Annotated in this window: 16 protein-coding genes; 5 read left to right on the forward strand and 11 right to left on the reverse strand. The window is 47.3% G+C overall.

Annotation, left to right across the window (positions count from 1 at the left end; genetic code table 11):
• Positions 1–106: 106 nt before the first annotated feature.
• The 3 genes from KNO76_RS11830 to KNO76_RS11840 form a co-directional block, all read right to left on the reverse strand.
• Positions 107–943, reverse strand: a complete 837-nt coding sequence (locus KNO76_RS11830) for an aldo/keto reductase (RefSeq protein WP_214885660.1) — start codon at positions 941–943, stop codon at positions 107–109.
• Positions 944–1,021: 78 nt separating this feature from the next.
• A complete protein-coding gene (locus tag KNO76_RS11835) occupies positions 1,022–1,984 on the reverse strand; it encodes an HAAS signaling domain-containing protein (protein ID WP_214885662.1) in 963 nt (320 codons plus the stop codon).
• Positions 1,971–2,318 (reverse strand): PadR family transcriptional regulator, encoded by a 348-nt coding sequence (locus tag KNO76_RS11840; protein ID WP_214885663.1) that lies wholly within the window; start codon positions 2,316–2,318, stop codon positions 1,971–1,973. Before KNO76_RS11840 ends, KNO76_RS11835 begins: the two co-directional genes overlap by 14 nt.
• A 128-nt stretch (positions 2,319–2,446) precedes the next feature.
• Here KNO76_RS11840 and KNO76_RS11845 point away from each other — a divergent pair, with 128 nt between their 5' ends.
• Positions 2,447–2,848 (forward strand): hypothetical protein, encoded by a 402-nt coding sequence (locus KNO76_RS11845; protein ID WP_214885664.1) that lies wholly within the window; start codon positions 2,447–2,449, stop codon positions 2,846–2,848.
• Positions 2,849–2,887: 39 nt separating this feature from the next.
• On the opposite strand, the gene ahpF is transcribed toward KNO76_RS11845, so the two are convergent.
• From ahpF to KNO76_RS11870, 5 genes are all read right to left on the reverse strand, one after another.
• Positions 2,888–4,411 carry an alkyl hydroperoxide reductase subunit F gene (ahpF, locus tag KNO76_RS11850; protein ID WP_214885665.1) on the reverse strand — a complete coding sequence of 508 codons (1,524 nt, stop codon included), beginning with the start codon at positions 4,409–4,411 and terminating at the stop codon, positions 2,888–2,890.
• Positions 4,412–4,422: 11 nt separating this feature from the next.
• Positions 4,423–4,986 carry an alkyl hydroperoxide reductase subunit C gene (ahpC, locus tag KNO76_RS11855; protein ID WP_015880295.1) on the reverse strand — a complete coding sequence of 188 codons (564 nt, stop codon included), beginning with the start codon at positions 4,984–4,986 and terminating at the stop codon, positions 4,423–4,425.
• 326 nt (positions 4,987–5,312) lie between these two features.
• A complete protein-coding gene (locus KNO76_RS11860; protein ID WP_214700820.1) occupies positions 5,313–6,131 on the reverse strand; it encodes an SRA domain-containing endonuclease in 819 nt (272 codons plus the stop codon).
• Between the two features lie 95 nt (positions 6,132–6,226).
• On the reverse strand, positions 6,227–8,095 hold the full coding sequence (htpG, locus tag KNO76_RS11865) for a molecular chaperone HtpG (RefSeq protein ID WP_214885666.1): 1,869 nt from the start codon (positions 8,093–8,095) through the stop codon (positions 6,227–6,229).
• A gap of 301 nt (positions 8,096–8,396) precedes the next feature.
• The gene (locus KNO76_RS11870; RefSeq protein WP_214885668.1) at positions 8,397–9,023 is read right to left on the reverse strand and encodes a TetR/AcrR family transcriptional regulator; all 627 of its coding nucleotides are present in this window, start codon (positions 9,021–9,023) and stop codon (positions 8,397–8,399) included.
• 123 nt (positions 9,024–9,146) lie between these two features.
• Between KNO76_RS11870 and KNO76_RS11875 the strand changes: the two genes are divergently transcribed.
• A complete protein-coding gene (locus KNO76_RS11875; protein WP_026824673.1) occupies positions 9,147–9,896 on the forward strand; it encodes an SDR family NAD(P)-dependent oxidoreductase in 750 nt (249 codons plus the stop codon).
• 32 nt (positions 9,897–9,928) lie between these two features.
• Here the strand turns inward: KNO76_RS11875 and rluF are convergent, their stop codons facing one another.
• A complete protein-coding gene (gene rluF / locus KNO76_RS11880) occupies positions 9,929–10,639 on the reverse strand; it encodes a 23S rRNA pseudouridine(2604) synthase RluF (protein ID WP_015880301.1) in 711 nt (236 codons plus the stop codon).
• A gap of 92 nt (positions 10,640–10,731) precedes the next feature.
• Between rluF and KNO76_RS11885 the strand changes: the two genes are divergently transcribed.
• Positions 10,732–11,556, forward strand: a complete 825-nt coding sequence (locus KNO76_RS11885; RefSeq protein ID WP_214885670.1) for a hypothetical protein — start codon at positions 10,732–10,734, stop codon at positions 11,554–11,556.
• Here KNO76_RS11885 and KNO76_RS11890 read toward each other — a convergent pair.
• A complete protein-coding gene (locus tag KNO76_RS11890) occupies positions 11,522–12,172 on the reverse strand; it encodes a C39 family peptidase (RefSeq protein WP_214885677.1) in 651 nt (216 codons plus the stop codon). The two genes, KNO76_RS11885 and KNO76_RS11890, sit on opposite strands and share 35 nt — an antisense overlap.
• Positions 12,173–12,245: 73 nt before the next feature.
• On the reverse strand, positions 12,246–13,613 hold the full coding sequence (locus KNO76_RS11895; protein WP_214885678.1) for a YjiH family protein: 1,368 nt from the start codon (positions 13,611–13,613) through the stop codon (positions 12,246–12,248).
• Positions 13,614–13,871: 258 nt separating this feature from the next.
• Here KNO76_RS11895 and KNO76_RS11900 point away from each other — a divergent pair, with 258 nt between their 5' ends.
• The gene (locus KNO76_RS11900; RefSeq protein ID WP_214885681.1) at positions 13,872–14,864 is read left to right on the forward strand and encodes an LLM class flavin-dependent oxidoreductase; all 993 of its coding nucleotides are present in this window, start codon (positions 13,872–13,874) and stop codon (positions 14,862–14,864) included.
• A gap of 140 nt (positions 14,865–15,004) precedes the next feature.
• A complete protein-coding gene (locus KNO76_RS11905; protein ID WP_214885683.1) occupies positions 15,005–18,178 on the forward strand; it encodes an EAL domain-containing protein in 3,174 nt (1,057 codons plus the stop codon).
• The last annotated feature ends 21 nt before the right edge of the window (positions 18,179–18,199 follow it).

The raw sequence follows: 18,199 nt of genomic DNA on the forward strand, positions 1-18,199 counted from the left end.
TTGGACTTTCAATGCCTTTGAATATTTGGTCATAAAAAACACCCCATAAAAGTTGGATTTTTCATGTCCAACTTTTATGGGGCAGTTCACGAAGGCACAATCTTTTTTAATACTCTTCGTATTCACTTGGATCTTGGTCATCGATGCGACCATCCGGTTTCGTCAACGCATTGAGCGTCTCCATCTCTTCCTCAGTCAATTCGAAGTTGAAGACGTCGAGATTCTCTTTTTGGTGCAACTCGCTAGACGAGCGGGCGAGCGGGATGACACCAAGCTGCACGTGCCAACGCAAGATGACTTGAGACACGCTCTTTCCTTTTTGTTTGGCGAGCTCGGTGATCTTCTCGTCATGAATGACCGTGCGGGCGCGACTGAGCGGGCTCCACGCTTCTGTGATGATGCCGCGTTCTTTATCGGCTTTCCGCTGTTCGACTTGCGAGAAGTACGGGTGCAACTCGATTTGGTTGATGACCGGTGTTTCTCCCGTCTCTTCAATCAAACGGTCAAGATGTTCCGGCATAAAGTTCGATACCCCAATAGAGCGGATCCATCCATTTTTCTTCGCTTGAATCAAGGCACGCCATGCCTCGACGTATTTATCCTGCTTCGGATTTGGCCAATGCAAGAGGAACAAATCCCAATAGTCGAGATTTGCTCGGTAAAGGGACTCCCGAATCATCTCGAGTGCCTGGTCATAGTCATAATATTGCGCGCGCAATTTAGATGTTAAGAAAAGCTGTTCGCGCGGAATGCCGGATTGACGAACCGCTTCACCGACCGTGCCTTCATTGTCATAACGAATTGCCGAATCGATTAGTCGATATCCGTTCCGGATGGCGCATGTGATGGCGTCGACCCCTGCCTCACCTTTCAAATAAACCGTCCCGAGTCCAATGGCTGGAATCTCATGGCTGTCATGTAACTTGATTGTTGGAATACCCATCAAATGCCTCCCCATTCAAAATCCGTTCTCTAGTCCCGTATTCCACTTTCCTGGGAAATGAAACGTTTGAATGTGAGATCAACGCCGAAATGCTTTGTAGAAACCTTCACCTAAATCAATGATACACACGATGATGATGGTGAGCAATACACTCCAGACGGCCCAGCGACTAATCGTTTCGATGTCGATATTGATTTGATCGGCAATCAACGAAATGGCATCGGATGAAATCAAATCAGGTTGCAGTAAAATGAGCGCCGTGACGACAATCCACATCACATTGAAGAGGGCGTTCCACAAGGCGAGCGGCTTCGTCCAGTGTCGAACCATCCATTTATAAATAGCGATGGCGATCCCAAAGACGGCCAAGGCGATGACAAACGGGAGGAATCGATCCAAGACAGACGGATTCAACAACGGATAGGATTTACCATTCATGACGACTCGAATCATCTGCTCGGCGTTGACGTACAATACGACCATCAAAACGGTGGCGACAAAGTCAAACAAGATGGAACCAAAAGAAATCGAGGTCGAACGTGGTTTCACTTTCTTGAGTTGTTCAGGTTTCCAACTAGAGAAGGGGACTTCACCTTCAGGCACAGTGCGTTCGATGATGAAGAACGTAAGCGTGATCCAAAATAACGTCTGGACGACAACGTTGAAGATGGCCGCCCCGATTTGAAGGAATCCTTGAATCAAGAATGGAAGCCAAGACGTGTCGTCGGTCGAGTTGTTCAGATAACCGATGATGGAGAGGATTGTGATGACCGTGACGGCAATCGGTAAGACGATTTTGATGACGTTCACGTATTGTGTGAAAAGGGCCGGGCCAATCAGGTGGAGCGGTCGGTTCGCATAGCGAGCGGCGAGAATATGAGGATCGCCGAGTTGGCGCAATGCTTCAAATAAAGCCGCTTCAGACGGGTCATTCCCAGTCATGTCATCAATGATCGATTCCAATTCGAGTGCGACGTCTTGCCGCATCGACTCAGGAATTCGAGAGGTGACTTCATCAATATACACATCACGAAGATTCATGATCATTTCCTCCTTCAATCAAACGGGTCAACGTTTTCGACATGTTCATCCATTCCACGTACAACTCATTCAAAATATCCAATCCGTCCGGGCTGAGCACATAGTACTTTCGTGGTCGACTCTCCGTTGTGTCCCAGGAGCTCGTGACGAGTCCTTGTTTTTCAAGTCGACGCAAGAGGGGGTAGAGCGTACTCTGGTCAATGTTGATGTCGGCATCAAGTAGCGCTTGAACGAGAGAATAGCCGTATTGAGGTGTCTTCAACTGGCTGAGCACCGCAATCGTCAACGTGCCGCGTCGCAACTCTGTCGCTAATGAGGCTTTTATATCGGACATTTTTTCGCCTCCTTCATTCGTTTATCTTTATACTGTATATCATACACTATAAGTTATCATACATCAATATGAATAAAAGATGTTGAATTATTTCCTTATTTTAGGATAATGAAAGGGAGGTGATGTGGATGAAGTGGTGGTGGATGCTTGGAGGTGTGGTGATCGCCAGTTTATTGACGATCAATGCGCAATGGTATGGGAATGCGGCGACGTTCGGGGTACCGATTGGCTGGATGATCACGCTATTAGTCATGACCCAATTTCGAAAGCCGACATCGATTCGATGGGCTGTGTCGTTTGGAGTGATCAGCGTAAGTATAGGAATCGTGTTATCCGTACCGAGTTATTCGGTAGCGGAAGCAGAAGAAACGTTGGGCAAAACGTACAATGACGTGACGTATATGGAAAACGTTCCGACGACCGGGGGAGAATGGAATCCATTTAAACCTCGAGTAGGATATCGGTTTAAAGCAGGAAGCGGAGAATCGATTTTATTCATCCCGGACTCGGGGAAAACGTTTGAACTGTAAAAAAAGACTCGCCCTCTAGGATGAGAGCGAGTCTTTGTGTTAGTTGCGAATCATATAGTCGAAGGCGCCGAGTGCGGCTGTCGCACCAGAACCCATCGAGATGATGATTTGTTTGTAGGCGCTGTTCGTGCAGTCTCCTGCCGCGAACACACCTGGGATGTTCGTCGCGCCATGACGGTCGACAACGATTTCCCCGAAGTTGTTGCGTTCGACCGAGTCGAGCCAGTCCGTGTTCGGGACGAGACCGATTTGGACGAAGACGCCTTCAAGTTCGACATGATGTGACTCGTTCGTCTCACGATACACATACGAGATGCCGTTCACTTTGTCCGTGCCCGTAATTTCTGTCGTCTGAGCGTTCGTGATGACAGTCACGTTCGGGAGGCTGTGGAGACGGTCTTGAAGCACTTGGTCGGCCTTGAGTTCAGGAGCGAACTCGAGGACCGTCACGTGCTTGACGATCCCGGCGAGGTCGATAGCCGCTTCAATCCCAGAGTTACCGCCACCGATGACCGCGACACGTTTCCCTTCGAAGAGAGGTCCGTCACAGTGCGGGCAGTAAGCGACCCCTTTGTTTTTGAACTCCGCCTCACCTGGGACGTTGACGTTACGCCAGCGTGCACCGGTTGAGAGGATGACGCTCTTACTCTTCAAGACAGCACCGTTCTCGAGTTCGATCTCGACGAGGTCATTTTTCTCAAGACGCTTCGCGCGTTGGAGGTTCATGACGTCGATGCCATACTCTTTGACGTGCTCTTCAAGACTTGCGACAAGCTTTGGACCTTCTGTATAAGCGGTACCGATGAAGTTCTCAATACCCATCGTGTCCATCACTTGGCCACCGAAGCGCTCTGCGATGATCCCGGTACGGATTCCTTTACGAGCCGCGTATACGGCAGCACTCGCACCCGCTGGACCGCCACCGACGACGAGGACGTCGTATGGGTCTTTATCCGAGAATGCAGAGGCGTCCGGGCCTGTACCGAGTTTCGCCAAGATCTCTTCGAGTGACATCCGACCGTTACCGAACGATTCTCCGTTCAAGAAGACCGTCGGGACAGCCATGATTTCTTTCGCTTCCACTTCATCCTTGAACGCGGCTCCATCGATCATCGTGTGAGTGATGTTCGGGTTGAGGACGCTCATGACGTTTAGCGCTTGCACGACGTCAGGACAGTTGTGGCAGCTGAGGCTGATGTATGACTCGAAGTGATACGTGCCTTCGATGTTTTGGATCTGTTTGATCGTGTCCGCATCGACTTTCGGTGCGCGCCCGCTCACTTGGAGGAGGGCGAGGACGAGTGATGTGAACTCATGTCCGAGTGGAATCCCCGCAAAGACGATTCCTGTCTCTTCAGACGGACGATTCACGCTGAAGCTCGGTGTACGCTCGAGTGTCGCGCGTTCGACCGAGATGCGTGATGACATGCTGGCGAGTTCGTTGACGAGCTCGAGCATCTCGTTTGAGACGTTGTCTTCCCCAGCGCTCACACGGAGGACGACATCGCCCTCCATGAGCTGGAGATATTGGTCGAGCTGTTGTTTAATCGCTGCTTCTAACATGTAATCGCTCCTTACAATTTACCGACGAGGTCAAGGCTTGGGCGGAGTGTTTCAGAACCCTCTTCCCATTTCGCTGGGCAGACTTCGCCTGGATTGTTGCGTACGTATTGTGCTGCTTTGACTTTGTTGACGAGCGTGCTCGCGTCACGGCCAATGCCGCCAGCGTTGATCTCGACAGTTTGGATGACACCGTCTGGGTCGATGATGAACGTACCACGGTCTGCGAGGCCGTCTTCTTCGTTCAAGACGTCGAAGTTGCGTGAGATGACGTGTGATGGGTCACCGATCATGATGTACTCGATTTTTCCGATTTTCTCAGATGTTTCGTGCCAAGCTTTATGTGTGAAGTGTGTGTCTGTAGAGACAGAGTAAACTTCTACACCGAGGTTTTTGAGTGTAGCGTACTCGTTTTGAAGGTCTTCAAGTTCAGTTGGGCAGACGAATGTAAAGTCAGCTGGGTAGAAGCAGACAACGCTCCATTTACCTTTAAGGTCGTTCTCAGTAACTTCGAGGAATTCACCTGTTTGGAATGCTTGTGCTTTGAATGGTAGTACTTCTTTGCCGATTAATGACATGGGTTATGTCCTCCTTGTTTTTTACTCTAGCGTTTCTATCTCGACTAGAATAATTATAATGTAATACTAACTTCATATAACGAGCTGGAATTGTCAAGGCGTTTGCATGCTTTGAAAGTATGAGGCTTATCAACGAATTATCTGCATTTGTCTTAATGAAAGGGAAGAAAACGATTACAATAGAATTGTTTTTTTGTTTTTATATATTTATTTTTAAAAAATAAATCATCGATAAAATAAATTTTTAGTATTAAAATGTATTTCATATTCTCGAAATAGAGACATGGATTATCAATTGCCATTGAAAACGTCCCTAATATGTTTGATTAAGGACGATCGATATTTTCAATAAGTTTAGCGATAATTTTCATCTCTAATTGTTTATTATATTGACTACGATCTTTTCCTTTATGCAAACGCATATGACAATTAGGACAAACAGCAGCTCCTAAACCAGGACGCAATATAATTTGATCAGAGTCTGAATGTAACGAATGTAACTCTAAGTATGGACCATCTTCTGTTTCAAAAGGAGATTGTGAACCACAAGCTTCACAGTGATTGTTTGCACGAGCAAAAATACTATAATAGACAGCTGCTGACTGTTCGCGAATTTGTTGCTTTCGGGTAGTTGTGCTTAACCCATTTACTTTTTGTAAATTTTGTTGTGCGATGAGATGAAGTTCATCTAATGTCTTGTATTTCATGTTCTCAAAAAAGTGACGGGCCCCTTCAAAAACTGAGTGTATAGGTTCAAATGTGAAAACGATAATTTCACGTTGTTGATAATTTTTGTCACTCCCAAATTGAATGTCATACCCAATTAGAATCATCTGATCAACAAAGCGATACATAGAGTTTCCTATTTCTTCAAATAAATACACATCTTTATTGCTTTCAATATGTCTTAAAAGAGCTTTATTACCAGAAGTGAATGTCTGATCACCGACTTGTCCTTCCCCATTGTAATAATACAACCCCTCTTTTTCATCCCATCGATTAGCATAATCAAAGCTACTATGTTTCATATCAAAAATAAAAATTATATCGTGCTTTGCTGATGGACTGATTCCCCTTTGTCGATTACCCCCGTATTGATCGTGAATTGAAGAACGTCTATACACTTTATTTTTTTCGAATAGCATAAAGCACCTCATTCCCAAAATTTTCATTTGTTTAAAGTGTATCATGCTTTTTTGCTAAAAACGAAAAAGACAGAGGTCCCCCTCTGTCTTCACCGTTACTCCGCCATCAACGCACACACCGCATTCGAATACGCCACCGGATCTTCAATCGGTAATCCTTCAATGAGGAGGGCTTGTTGATACAAGAGGTCTGTATACTGTTTCGCTTTCGCTTCATCTTCTTTATATACACGTTGGAGTGTCTGGAAGATGGCATGGTCGGCGTTCACTTCGAGCACTTTCTCCGCTTTCATACCCCCGCCGTTTGGCATCGCGTTCAAAATTTTCTCCATCTCGATTGAGACGTCGCCGGCGACCGTCAGACAGACCGGATGTGACTTGAGGCGTGTCGAGGCACGAACTTCTTTGACGCGGTCCCCGAGTTCTTGTTTCATGAAGGTGAACAAGTCTTGGTTGTCTTCGTTGAGCGACTGCGCTTCCGCGTCATCGAGACCGAGGTCACCGCTCGCAATCGATTTGAACTCTTTATCGTCATATGACTGAAGCATCTTGATCGCGAATTCGTCAATCTCTTCTGTGAAGTAGAGGATCTCGTATCCTTCTTCCTTCAAGCGCTCCGCTTGTGGCAAGAGATCGATGCGATGGATCGATTCGCCTGTCGCATAATAGATGTATTTCTGATCCTTTTTCATCCGTTCGACGTACTCTTTGAGCGAGACGAGTTTCTTCTCGTGAGAAGAATGGAAAAGAATCAAGTCTTTCAATTCGTCTTTCGCTGCGCCAAACTGGTCATACACGCCGAACTTCAATTGGCGACCGAACGATTCATAGAACTTCTCATAGTCCTCACGCTCATTTTGGAGCATCTTCTCGAGCATCCCTTTGATTTTTGACTTCACGTTTTTGGCGATCACGCGAAGCTGGCGGTCCTGTTGCAACATTTCACGGGAAATGTTGAGTGAGAGGTCTTCTGAGTCGACCATTCCTTTGACGAAGCCGAAGTAGTCCGGCAAGAGATCCGGTGACTTCTCCATGATCAACACGCCGTTCGAGTAGAGCTCGAGTCCTTTCTCAAATTCTTTCGTGTAATAGTCGAACGGGACCGTTGACGGGATATAGAGGATCGACTGATACCGGATCGTGCCGTCGACGTTCAAGTGGAGGTGCTTGAGCGGCTCATCAAAGCCGTAGCGTTTCTCATGATAGAACGCCTTGTAATCCTCATCGGTCAACTCGCTCTTACGCTTCCGCCAAATCGGTACCATGCTGTTGACGGTCTCTTCTTCCTTATAGTCCTCGTACTCTTCTGAGTCCTCTTTTTGACGATGTTTCGTCACATCGAGTTTGATTGGGTAACGGATGAAATCCGAATGTTTCTTGATGAGCGAACGGATCTCATACTCTTCAAGGAATGACGAGTACGCGTCATCTTCAGTGTCTGCTTTCAAGTGGAGCGTGATTTCTGTACCGATGTCCGCCTTGTCTGTCGACTCGATTGAATAGCCGTCTGTGCCTTCTGACTCCCATACGTAGCCTTGATCACTGTCAATCGAGCGAGTCCGTACGGTCACACGGTCAGCGACCATGAACGCAGAATAGAATCCGACTCCGAACTGGCCGATGAGGCTATGGTCTTCTTCCATCTTCGTCGCTTGCTTCATGGCGAGTGAGCCACTCTTGGCGATAATTCCAAGATTCGATTCGAGCTCTTCTTCTGTCATCCCAATCCCTGTATCGCGAATCGTGATCGTCCGCGCCTCTTTGTCGAGTTCGATTTTGACGAAGTAATCGTCTTTGTTGAACTCGATACTTTCGTCGGAGAGGGCACGGTAATACATCTTGTCGATGGCGTCACTCGCATTCGAGATGAGCTCGCGCAAGAAAATGTCCTTATGTGTATAAATTGAGTGGACCATCAACTCTAAAATTCGTTTCGATTCCGTTTGAAACTGTTTCTTTGTCATGATCGTTCTCCTTTTGATGTCTTTATTTTGGCACTCTATAATTAAGAGTGCTAACACTCTTAATTATCCTAATTTTTAGGAAGATGTCAACCGAGATTGAAGAAAAGATTGACGAGGACGTAGGTTTCGCATATAGTTGAGTACATGCGATGAGCTGGTCTATGTAAGACGGCGGACATTCCCTTGAGGAGCACGTTGTGGAGCGTGGTCCGTCGCGGTAGACTTTCGAGAGCACCTCTAGTGAGAGGTGCTCATTTTTATGTATACAATTAGCCTCCCTTCAAGCGAAGGGAGGCTTTTCTTATGCCCGAATGGATGCGAGTAACATCTCTTTCAACGCACGCAATTGTACGGCCGTCTCGATATCATCTTCTAAATAACTGATATGTGACTTCAACATGATGTTGTTTCCGAACGTCCCGAACGTATTGATGATTGTGACGACGGTCACCTTCACATCGATATCCGAGCGGAATGATCCGTCTCGTTTCCCGTCTTCAATCAAGGGTTCGAGCGTCTGCATGATTTGTCGCTGCACGTCAATATAAGTCTCGATCCCAGGAAGGGGCGTGGCGACGAACGATGCATAGCTTTCAAACGCCTCTCGGAAACGGGCGTGGTTCGCCCGTTCCAACTGCATCTCAAAAAAGTGGTTCAAGATGGCTTCGAGCCTTTCATAGGCGTTTCCCTTCTCATGCATAAATTGTTCAAATCGCTCGAGTGTCGGTTGTAGATTCTTGACTGCCGCTGCGACAATCAATTGGTCTTTCTTCGGGAAGTAGCGAAATAGCGTCGCCACCCCAATTCCTGCCGCATCCGCGATATCCTGCATTTGAACTTTCTCAAAGCCGTTCTCTAAAAATAAGCGTTCTGCCTCTTTGATAATCAGTTGAATCCGTTCTTCTTTGTTTTGTTGTCGTTTACTCAATTCCATCACCTCATTGTCTGTCCTTAGTATATCGTCTTCGAGCAGTTTCGTTGAGATTAATGTCACATCCAATTATGATTATGATAGTTAGACTATCATAATTTAAAGAATGGAGCTGGGACAATGCGTTTACAGGGGAAAGTAGCGGTCATCACAGGGGCAGGAAGCGGTATGGGAGAGTCGACGGCACGTCTATTCGCCAAAGAAGGAGCGACGGTCGTCGCGACAGATATCAATGAACAAGGTGTAAACAGCGTGGTCGAATCGATTCGTGCACAAGGCGGTGAAGCCATCGCGGTGAAGCATGACGTGACATCGCGTTCGAGCTGGGAAGATGTATTCGCAGAAGTGGAAGCGACGTGTGGCAAATTAGATATCCTCGTCAATAATGCCGGAATCGCACTTGCGAAACCGTTCTTGGAACAGACAGAAGAGGACTGGGCACGGACGTATCGCATCAACATCGATGGCGTCATGTTAGGGACACAATATGCGATTCCGCTCATGACCGAGAATGAGGGAGGATCAATCGTCAACATCTCCTCGATCTCTGCATTAACCGGTATGGCGGGTGCCGGAGCATACACGGCCTCAAAAGGTGCTGTCCGTTCTCTTACGAAAGCAGCAGCAGTCGATTACGGGAAACAAAACATTCGCGTCAACTCGGTACACCCAGGGTATATCGTGACGCCGATGAGTGCGCCACATATGGAGCACCCGGATTATAAACAGCACTTCCTGAATCAAATCGCATTGCCAAATCTCGGACAAGCGGATGAAGTGGCGGCAGCCGTTCTATTCCTCGCGTCAGACGAGGCGAATCATATTAGCGGAATCGAACTTCCGGTAGACGGTGGAGTGACAGCGAAATAAAAAACAAGCCTAGACGCGCGTCTAGGCTTATTTTAGTACCATTCTTTCGGTTCGTAATTTAATTCGCGGAACAACTGCTCCCGTTCTTTTTTCGAAAGGTCGCGCCATTGTCCAGGTGGGAGTTTCCCGAGCGTGATGTTCATGACACGCACACGTTGGAGGCGGAACACTTCGTAGCCGAGCGCCTCACACATCCGACGGATTTGGCGGTTGAGTCCTTGCGTTAGCGTGATGTTGAAGTCGAACTTTGAAAGCGGACGGACTTTACACGGTAGCGTCTTCTGTCCGAGGATTTTGACGCCAGCTTCCATCTGCTCGACGAACTCCGGTGTGATCGGCTTATCGACCGAGACGATGTATTCTTTCTCATGCTCGCCTTCTGCCCGGAGAATCTCGTTGACGATATCGCCGTCATTCGTCATGAGGATGAGACCTTCCGAGTCTTTATCAAGACGACCGATGTTGAAGATGCGGAGCGGGTGGTTGACCATGTCGACCAAGTTCCCTTTTACTTTTTTCTCTGTCGTACTCGTGATCCCGACCGGCTTATGGACGGCGATGTAGACGTTGTTTCGGGCAACCCGTGCGACAGAACCGTTGACGAGGACTTCATCGCCCGGTTTGACCTGGTCGCCGATTTTTGCTTTTTTCCCGTTGATGGTGACGCGTCCCTCTTCGACGAGACGGTCGGCTTGGCGACGGGACGCCTTGCCTGATTCACTGATGAATTTATTGATGCGCATGTGTACACGTCCTTTATTTGGCTTCGTCCTCTCACTATAACGCATTTTATAAACTCTCGAAAGCGGGAAACGAACGGGAGAGGAGGGATGACATGGAGGTACTACGACTGTTACAAGATGCGATCCGATTTCAACAGGCACTGTGCGATACAACGTTCGGGAAAGAATTGATTCCAGAGGCATCACCTGTCCTTTGGTACGGTCGACCTGGTCCGAATCAATGGCTGACAATCGGGACGAATCCGTCCCGCGGCGAGTTTTTACATCGTGACGGGACGCCGAGAATGGGGCAAGCCCAAAAGTTCTATTGGCGGGACACACTCTCGTTTGAAGATTACCTCGGAAATGAAGAGGCGCTGCAACAAACGCTCGAACGGACATCGGTCTATTTCGAGTCGGGTCGCGCGACGACGAGCTGGTTCGGGAAACCAGGTGGCGCCAAACTCGAGGCGCTCCTCAACGAGATGGGGCGGTCGTTTTATGACGACCCTAACGCTGTCATCCACGTCGATTTTTTTAAATTTGCGACGTATGAACAGATGGGGAAGATGAGGACGGGGCGCGACTGGATGGAGCATCCGACCTCAATCGAATTGTTGGAGCGGACGATTGCGTATATTAAACCGAGCCGTATCATCGTGCTCGGGCGAGACAACTGTCGTGCCTTGAAGGAGTTTTCAACAATAGGAAGTCTGTCTACGTATCCTGCCGTCACTTATGAAATCGGACGTCATGAATCAGGTATCCCGATGATTGGCCTCCATATGAAGCCGTCAGAAGTGTTCGTCGGGCTCGGGAATGGGTATGACTCAAACGGGCTACATTACGGGTCATACGCCAAGCGCGAGCATCTTTTAAAAATCGGTCAAGCGATTGAAACGATTACGGACGAGTGGTTGGTGGATGGACGCGCGTGATGCTTCCCCAAAAGTTGAATTCGTTGAAGTCGATATAGCGCACGTCTTTCGACCGGTTGTCGAGCACGGCCAACAAGACGACGTCGGGAAATCCCCGTTTTTCAAACTGTAAATAGCCGACCCCCGTGACGGAATGATTCTTATAGAAGCCGTTCGCCATATTTAATACGAACGGTCGACCCGCTTTCAGTTCCCGCTCGAACGTCGACCACTTCCATAGATAGCGGGAACTGCCTCGACCGTCATACCCGTATCGTTTCCATAATTTCGTGATGATGGTGGCGATTTGAGTCGGTGGCGTCCCTTTCTCATCTTTGAAATGGTGCCTGAAGGCAATCTCGCGCATATCCTCCTGAATCTGCGTTACATCGTCTGGAATATTAGTGAATCCGTGATTTCGATAAAAGCGGAAGATGGCGGTGATCGATGTCAACGTACAGTTGTTCTTTCCGTTCTCGAATTGTCGTTGGAGCAAGACGGGCACGCTTTCGATCTGTACAGAGCGCTTTAATGTCCAGCGTCCATGGTAACGATCGTTCACATAAGCTTCCGGGTCGATGATCCCGGCATAACCGTTGTTTGCGACCTCGAGTTGTCCTGCGAATGGGTGCTCCATCTAGATTTCCCTCCTTTTCTTTTAGTATACAAAGGACGCCCCATCTCATAAAAGAGAAAGGGCGTCGTTTTCGTTAAAACACAAGATGTGCAATTCCGACGATGATTGGAAGTGTGATGAATGTACGTAACAAGAAAATCAACACGAGATCGAAGAACGAGATTGGGAGTTTCGAACCAAGCAACAAGCCCCCGACTTCAGACATATAGATGAGCTGGGTGACGGACAACGTGGCGATGACGAAACGCGTCATTTCACTCTCGATTTCACTTCCGAGTACGGCCGGCAAGAACATGTCCGCAAAACCGACGACCATCGTCTGTGCGGCCGCTGCCGCTTCCGGCACTTGTAGGAACATTAAAATCGGCTCGAACGGCTTTCCGATAATTGTGAAGAACGGTGTATATTCGGCGATGACGACAGCGATTGTCCCGACAGCCATGACGACCGGAAGGACACCAATCCACATATCGAGTACGTTTTTAAAACCATCTTTTAATGTTTCCAAGAAACTCTTACTTGATTGTGACTTCTTCAAAGCTTGGGTCAGCGCCCATTTACCGAGCGACATGTTCGCCGGAACATCTTCTTCCGGTTGAAGCTCGGTTTCCTCATAAGCAGTATCCGCTTTTTTAGATAACGGATAAATTCGCGGCATGATGAGGGCTGCGACTAGACCTGATAAAATGATGGCACCGTAGTACGGCAGGAAGTATTGATCGAGTCTCATATACTGCAGGACGACGATTGTGAAAGTGATGGAGACGACGGAGAATGTCGTCGCAATAATGGATGCCTCTCGTTTCGTATAATAACCTTCTTCATACTGTTTTGTCGTAAGTAGAATCCCGATCGTTGCATCTCCGACCCATGACGCGAGCGAGTCGAGGGAAGCGCGTCCTGGCAAGCGGAACAACGGACGCATGATTTTCATCAGGAATGTGCCGACGAACTCGAGAAGTCCGAAGTTCAATAGGAGCGGTAACAACATACCCGCAAAAAAGAATGTCGCAAACAAGATTGGAATCAAATCAAAGAGTAGCAAGCCACCCGTAAATTCCGACGTGATCATCTCTGGTCCGACCGCGAGTAGCGTCATGACACCGGCGATGAAACCGATGATGCGCATGACGAACCAAAACGGTGTCACGCTAAACAGTGCGTTGATTGATGGTCGTTCCACTATAAAGGCAGGACGTGCCGTAAATAATAACAACGAGCCAAGGATTGAGATTCCCATCATGATGACGGCGAGTGCCGGTACGATGCCGCCAATCCAATCAATCAATAGATTGGATAAGAAGGCGATTGGAATCGTGAAACCTTCCTCAGATGAGATTGGTACGATAAAAAACATAATGCCGATGAGCGATGGAATCAAAAACTTAAAAAAGTCTCGACTCAAAAATTTCTTTCCGTCTGGTGTTGATGAACCATTCATGATGCATTCCTCATTTCCCCGAAATGTTTTTGCTGTCTATCTATCCCCATTACACATCAAGCCACGATTAAAACCTCTTTCTTTATCAGTATAAAAAATATGAGTAGGTACTATCAACCAAATGCGTGAATTTTCTAAAAATATTGAATGTTGACTAGGCAAAACATTCGTATTCTATAGAGCCATTTAGTATGATGACGGCGAGTCCAAAAAATCAAGATATTTAGAAACTTCATTATAGAGATAGGAGAATGCATGATGAGATTGAGTGTGTTAGATCAGGCGCCGGTCACGTCGGGTCATACGGGAGAACATGCGCTGAAAAGTGCGGTCGAGCTTGCACAAGTCGCAGAAGAGTTAGGATATTACCGCATGTGGATGGCGGAGCACCATGGAGGCATGTCGTTCGCTAGTTCGGCTCCTGAGGTCATCACAGCCTATCTGGCAGCCAAAACAAACAAGATTCGTCTCGGTTCAGGTGGCATCATGATGATGCACTATTCGCCACTCAAGATGGCGGAGGTGTTCAAGACGCTCAGTGCACTTGCGCCTGAGCGAATCGACTTTGGTGTCGGACGTGCACCTGGAGGTGACTCGAACGCGATTTATGCGATGTCACAGGGACAAAAGCCGATGATGGATGGGCTTTATGAAAAATTAGATACGACGCTTCAATTGATTAAAGACGAGGCACCTGAAGAACGTTGGTATAAGAATACGCCGGCTGCGCCGACAGGCATCACCCTTCCAGAGGCTTGGTTACTCGGTTCGAGTGGGAACAGTGCCATTCAAGCTGGACGGATGGGGCTTGGCTATTCGTTCGCTCAATTTTTCAATGGCCAATTGAGCGCCGAGACGCTCGATACGTATCGTCATCACTTCACACCGTCTGACTTTATGGAAAAACCGGATATCAGTGTCACGTATTTGGTGACGACGGCGGAAACGGAAGAAGAGGCTGAGTATTTGGCTCGACCTTCTGATTTGTCTCGTCTCTTCTTGATGCGAGGGCAGTTGCGACAGCTATTGAGTCCGGAAGCGGCCCATGATTATCCGCTCACGGAAGTCGATAAAATTCATATCGCCAACAACCGGGCGATTCACCTCGTGGGGACGCCGAAACAAATCGCGGAACAGTTGCGCGATGAGTCGGAACGTTACGGCTTCGATGAAGCGATGATCTGTAGTATTCAGCATAAGCAAGAGGACCGATTAAACGTCTATCGCCTATTGGCAAACGAATTGCTTTAATCCGACAGACACCTTCTCAAGACAGGGAAGGTGTTTTTTTGTACGGACGAAAAACGTTTTCCCATTTTTTCAAAGGTTTTCTCCATACTTAGCACGAAACCAACTACACTATAAGAAAAAGGAACGGGTGGAGGGATACGATGCAACGGATGAAAGGGGACCCACATTATCTGTTCGAGTTGTTCACACGTTTGTATCGAATGGTATTTCTAATGGAAGTGTCAGATGAGGGCTATCGTTACGTTCACGTGAGCAATCAGGCAAAACTTGCTTCTTCACTCCCGGATGATGTGGAAGGGCATTATTTACATGAAATGTATCAATCAGAGGTGGCCAATGAGCTGATTGAGCATTATGATTCGGTCGTTGAGACAGGCGACCCGGTCTATTTCATGTCGAAGATGAATATCGAATCCAATACGGCCCGATTTGCGTCGTCTATGCTTGTACCAATCGAGGATGAGGCGGAGACGGTTCGTTATATACTTAGCTTGACGACCGATTTATCGGAAGAGGCGGAAATTAAACTACTTCGAAGTATCGAGCACATGGACTATTTGACGGGAATGCCGAATTTGATGAAAGTGAAATTGGAGCTCGATCAATTGTTCGAGCAACAGAGTTCAGAAGAAACGAGCGTCATACGTCTGCACATCAATCGTTTCAAGATGATGATGTCACTTCAAGGGGTAGAACGATCGAATCAGTTGATTAAAGATATCACACGTCAATTGGCGAACACACTTCCAAAAGGGTCCATCATCGGTCGGGTGGACAGCGAGGACTTCATCGCGGTTCTGCCATATGTGCCGATTAAAATCGCTTATATGTATGCTGAACATTTGCTTGATGTGATTGCGAGTCATTCCTACCAAGTTGCGGAGGCAGAATTCCCATTATCGAGTTGTATCGGAATCGGAGCGGGGACGACAGACGCCGACCGTATCATTATGAACGCTTCGACTGCTTTACTCGAGGCGCGGCAGACTGGGAGTCAGACGATTCGTTTATATGAGCACGATGAGTACGTACAACGCTATATCGATGAAATCATGATTGAGACGGAACTCGTGAAAGCACTCAAACAAGACGAACTGTACATGGTGTATCAGCCGAAAGTATCGATGGATGGAGCAATTCATTTTGAGGCGCTCATTCGTTGGGAAAGTCCGGTGCTCGGTATTGTTTCTCCTGAAATGTTCATACGGGTTGCGGAGCAGTCGCTACTGATTGAGGACGTGACACAGTTTGTCCTGAATCGGGTGTGCCAAGAGGTGTCAACACATCCCGAGCAATTTGAAGGGCGCCGTGTGGCCGTGAACGTGTCGCCGAACTTGTTTCATGAGAACCATATGAATGAACTCGTTTCCATCATTGCATCGTACGGTCTTCCACCTGAACAGTTTGAGTTTGAAGTGACAGAGCACACGTTAATGCATGAACCAGTCGCTACGATCAAAATAGTCGAATCGTTAAAACAGCAAGGCTTTCGACTGATGATTGATGATTTCGGAGTCAGTTACTCCTCTTTAAATTATTTGAAGCTATTCGAAATTGATGGAATCAAGATTGATCGATCGTTCGTTGCTCAACTCGATCAAGAGAGTGGACTAAAAGAATATGAAATCGTCAAACTGATTGTGTCGCTGGCAAAAAAATTAGACCTAGAGGTGACGGCAGAAGGGGTCGAGACGGAAGAACAATATCGTATTTTACGTCAACTCGGCTGTGATGAGATTCAAGGTTATTTCTTTAGTCGCCCGATGCCGCTCGGAGACTTGGATGAAGCGCTCGATATCTTATATTCCCATCAAGCGATGTTGTCGAAAATCGAACAGCCGTCACAGTTACTTCAACCTTCTCTAGACGATCGTGAAATAAAACGCTTAAAAGCGATTCTGAGATTGGAGATTTTAAATACACCTCAAGAGGAACGTTATGACCGAATCTCACGTTTGGCCGCACAAACTTTACAGATGCCGGTCGCCTTCATCTCCATCATGACGACGGATCAACAGTGGCTCAAATCATGTGTCGGGATTGAACTCGAATCTGCGCATCTTAAACGAGAATGGACGTTATGCAATCGGGTTATCACATCCGAGCGTCCGGTCGTCATTGAAGATGTCGTGTCAGAAGCGATTGAGAGCGATAGTCCGTGGCTCGAGCGTATTGGGTTTTATGCAGGTGTACCCCTTCGTACAAAACAAGGTCATGTCATCGGTACGCTTTGTGTAGTCGACGAGCAGGCGAGAACGTTCACGGAAGCAAATCTACAAACACTTGAATCGTTTGCGCATTGGGTCATGACAGAAATTGAGCATACAGAAGTTTTAAGGCGACAAATCAATTGTCAGCAAGTTGTAGAAGCATTGTATGAAGCGACGGCATTACGCCTGCCATTTCAAGACCAATTGGAGCGGGTTCAAGAGATTCTATTGGAATGGGTCGGTTATTCACATGCGGTCATCTTCTCGATTGAGACTTTCAACCGACTCTTGGTAGAGAATGGGGTATCCCGTTTGACGTGGGGAGAAGAAGAACTTCAATCCCTCCATCAACTGACGACAGTCGGTTCACAAACGCTACAAGAAGGCGAACTTATTGTAGACGGCATCGAATTCACCACGCTCATCAGTTTTCCTCTGACACATAATCATCAAGTGTTTGGCTGGATTGTTTTATTGGCGGAGCAAGGGAATTTAAATGATCAATTTGACGAGAATACCCTTCAGGAATTGACCGACACGATACGATTGCTCGCGAGATGGATGGAGAGTGGGATTCGAAAAGAACGGAAACAACGCGAGATGGTTCATATCGCGAAACAGGATCAATTGACGAAACTATGTAACCGTCACACCCTCACGACTGATTTATACAAGCAACTGCAGCGCTCGCAACCGATTACATTACTATTAATTGATTTAGACGATTTTAAACGAATCAATGATCAATTCGGTCATTTGATCGGGGATGAAATGTTAATTGAGATGGCTCAACGATTACATGAGTTTGTACAGCGTGTTGGTGGTCAGGTGTATCGATTTTCTGATAATGCATTCATTGTGATTCAGGATGGCCCTCCCCGCAGGTTAAAAGATATAAATGAAGTTATTTCCCAGGGAATAACTGCGTCGAATGGAGAAGTGATTCATCTTACGGCGAGTGTCGGGGTCGCCATGGTGCAAAGTAGTGACACGATCGACGCGATTCTTCATCAAGTCGATTTGGCCATGCACATTGCAAAAAACAATGGGGGCAATCAATGGTTCCGGTACGATGTATATTCAGATGGTGAGGACTTTAACTGATTTAGTAGAAGAGGAGTTTAT

It is taken from the genome of Exiguobacterium sp. s101, assembly GCF_018617835.1.
Lineage (GTDB): Bacteria > Bacillota > Bacilli > Exiguobacteriales > Exiguobacteriaceae > Exiguobacterium > Exiguobacterium marinum.

What these genes read in the sequence shown, in the direction of transcription:
- KNO76_RS11840 (WP_214885663.1), bottom strand. Translation starts at nt 2,318, where the DNA reads ATGTCCGATATAAAAGCCTCATTAGCGACAGAGTTGCGACGCGGCACG.
- KNO76_RS11890 (WP_214885677.1), bottom strand. Translation starts at nt 12,172, where the DNA reads ATGGAGCACCCATTCGCAGGACAACTCGAGGTCGCAAACAACGGTTAT.
- KNO76_RS11905 (WP_214885683.1), top strand. Translation starts at nt 15,005, where the DNA reads ATGCAACGGATGAAAGGGGACCCACATTATCTGTTCGAGTTGTTCACA.
- KNO76_RS11830 (WP_214885660.1), bottom strand. Translation starts at nt 943, where the DNA reads ATGGGTATTCCAACAATCAAGTTACATGACAGCCATGAGATTCCAGCC.
- KNO76_RS11885 (WP_214885670.1), top strand. Translation starts at nt 10,732, where the DNA reads ATGGAGGTACTACGACTGTTACAAGATGCGATCCGATTTCAACAGGCA.
- htpG (WP_214885666.1), bottom strand. Translation starts at nt 8,095, where the DNA reads ATGACAAAGAAACAGTTTCAAACGGAATCGAAACGAATTTTAGAGTTG.
- KNO76_RS11860 (WP_214700820.1), bottom strand. Translation starts at nt 6,131, where the DNA reads ATGCTATTCGAAAAAAATAAAGTGTATAGACGTTCTTCAATTCACGAT.
- KNO76_RS11845 (WP_214885664.1), top strand. Translation starts at nt 2,447, where the DNA reads ATGAAGTGGTGGTGGATGCTTGGAGGTGTGGTGATCGCCAGTTTATTG.
- KNO76_RS11835 (WP_214885662.1), bottom strand. Translation starts at nt 1,984, where the DNA reads ATGAATCTTCGTGATGTGTATATTGATGAAGTCACCTCTCGAATTCCT.
- KNO76_RS11895 (WP_214885678.1), bottom strand. Translation starts at nt 13,613, where the DNA reads ATGAATGGTTCATCAACACCAGACGGAAAGAAATTTTTGAGTCGAGAC.
- KNO76_RS11900 (WP_214885681.1), top strand. Translation starts at nt 13,872, where the DNA reads ATGAGATTGAGTGTGTTAGATCAGGCGCCGGTCACGTCGGGTCATACG.
- ahpC (WP_015880295.1), bottom strand. Translation starts at nt 4,986, where the DNA reads ATGTCATTAATCGGCAAAGAAGTACTACCATTCAAAGCACAAGCATTC.
- rluF (WP_015880301.1), bottom strand. Translation starts at nt 10,639, where the DNA reads ATGCGCATCAATAAATTCATCAGTGAATCAGGCAAGGCGTCCCGTCGC.
- KNO76_RS11875 (WP_026824673.1), top strand. Translation starts at nt 9,147, where the DNA reads ATGCGTTTACAGGGGAAAGTAGCGGTCATCACAGGGGCAGGAAGCGGT.
- ahpF (WP_214885665.1), bottom strand. Translation starts at nt 4,411, where the DNA reads ATGTTAGAAGCAGCGATTAAACAACAGCTCGACCAATATCTCCAGCTC.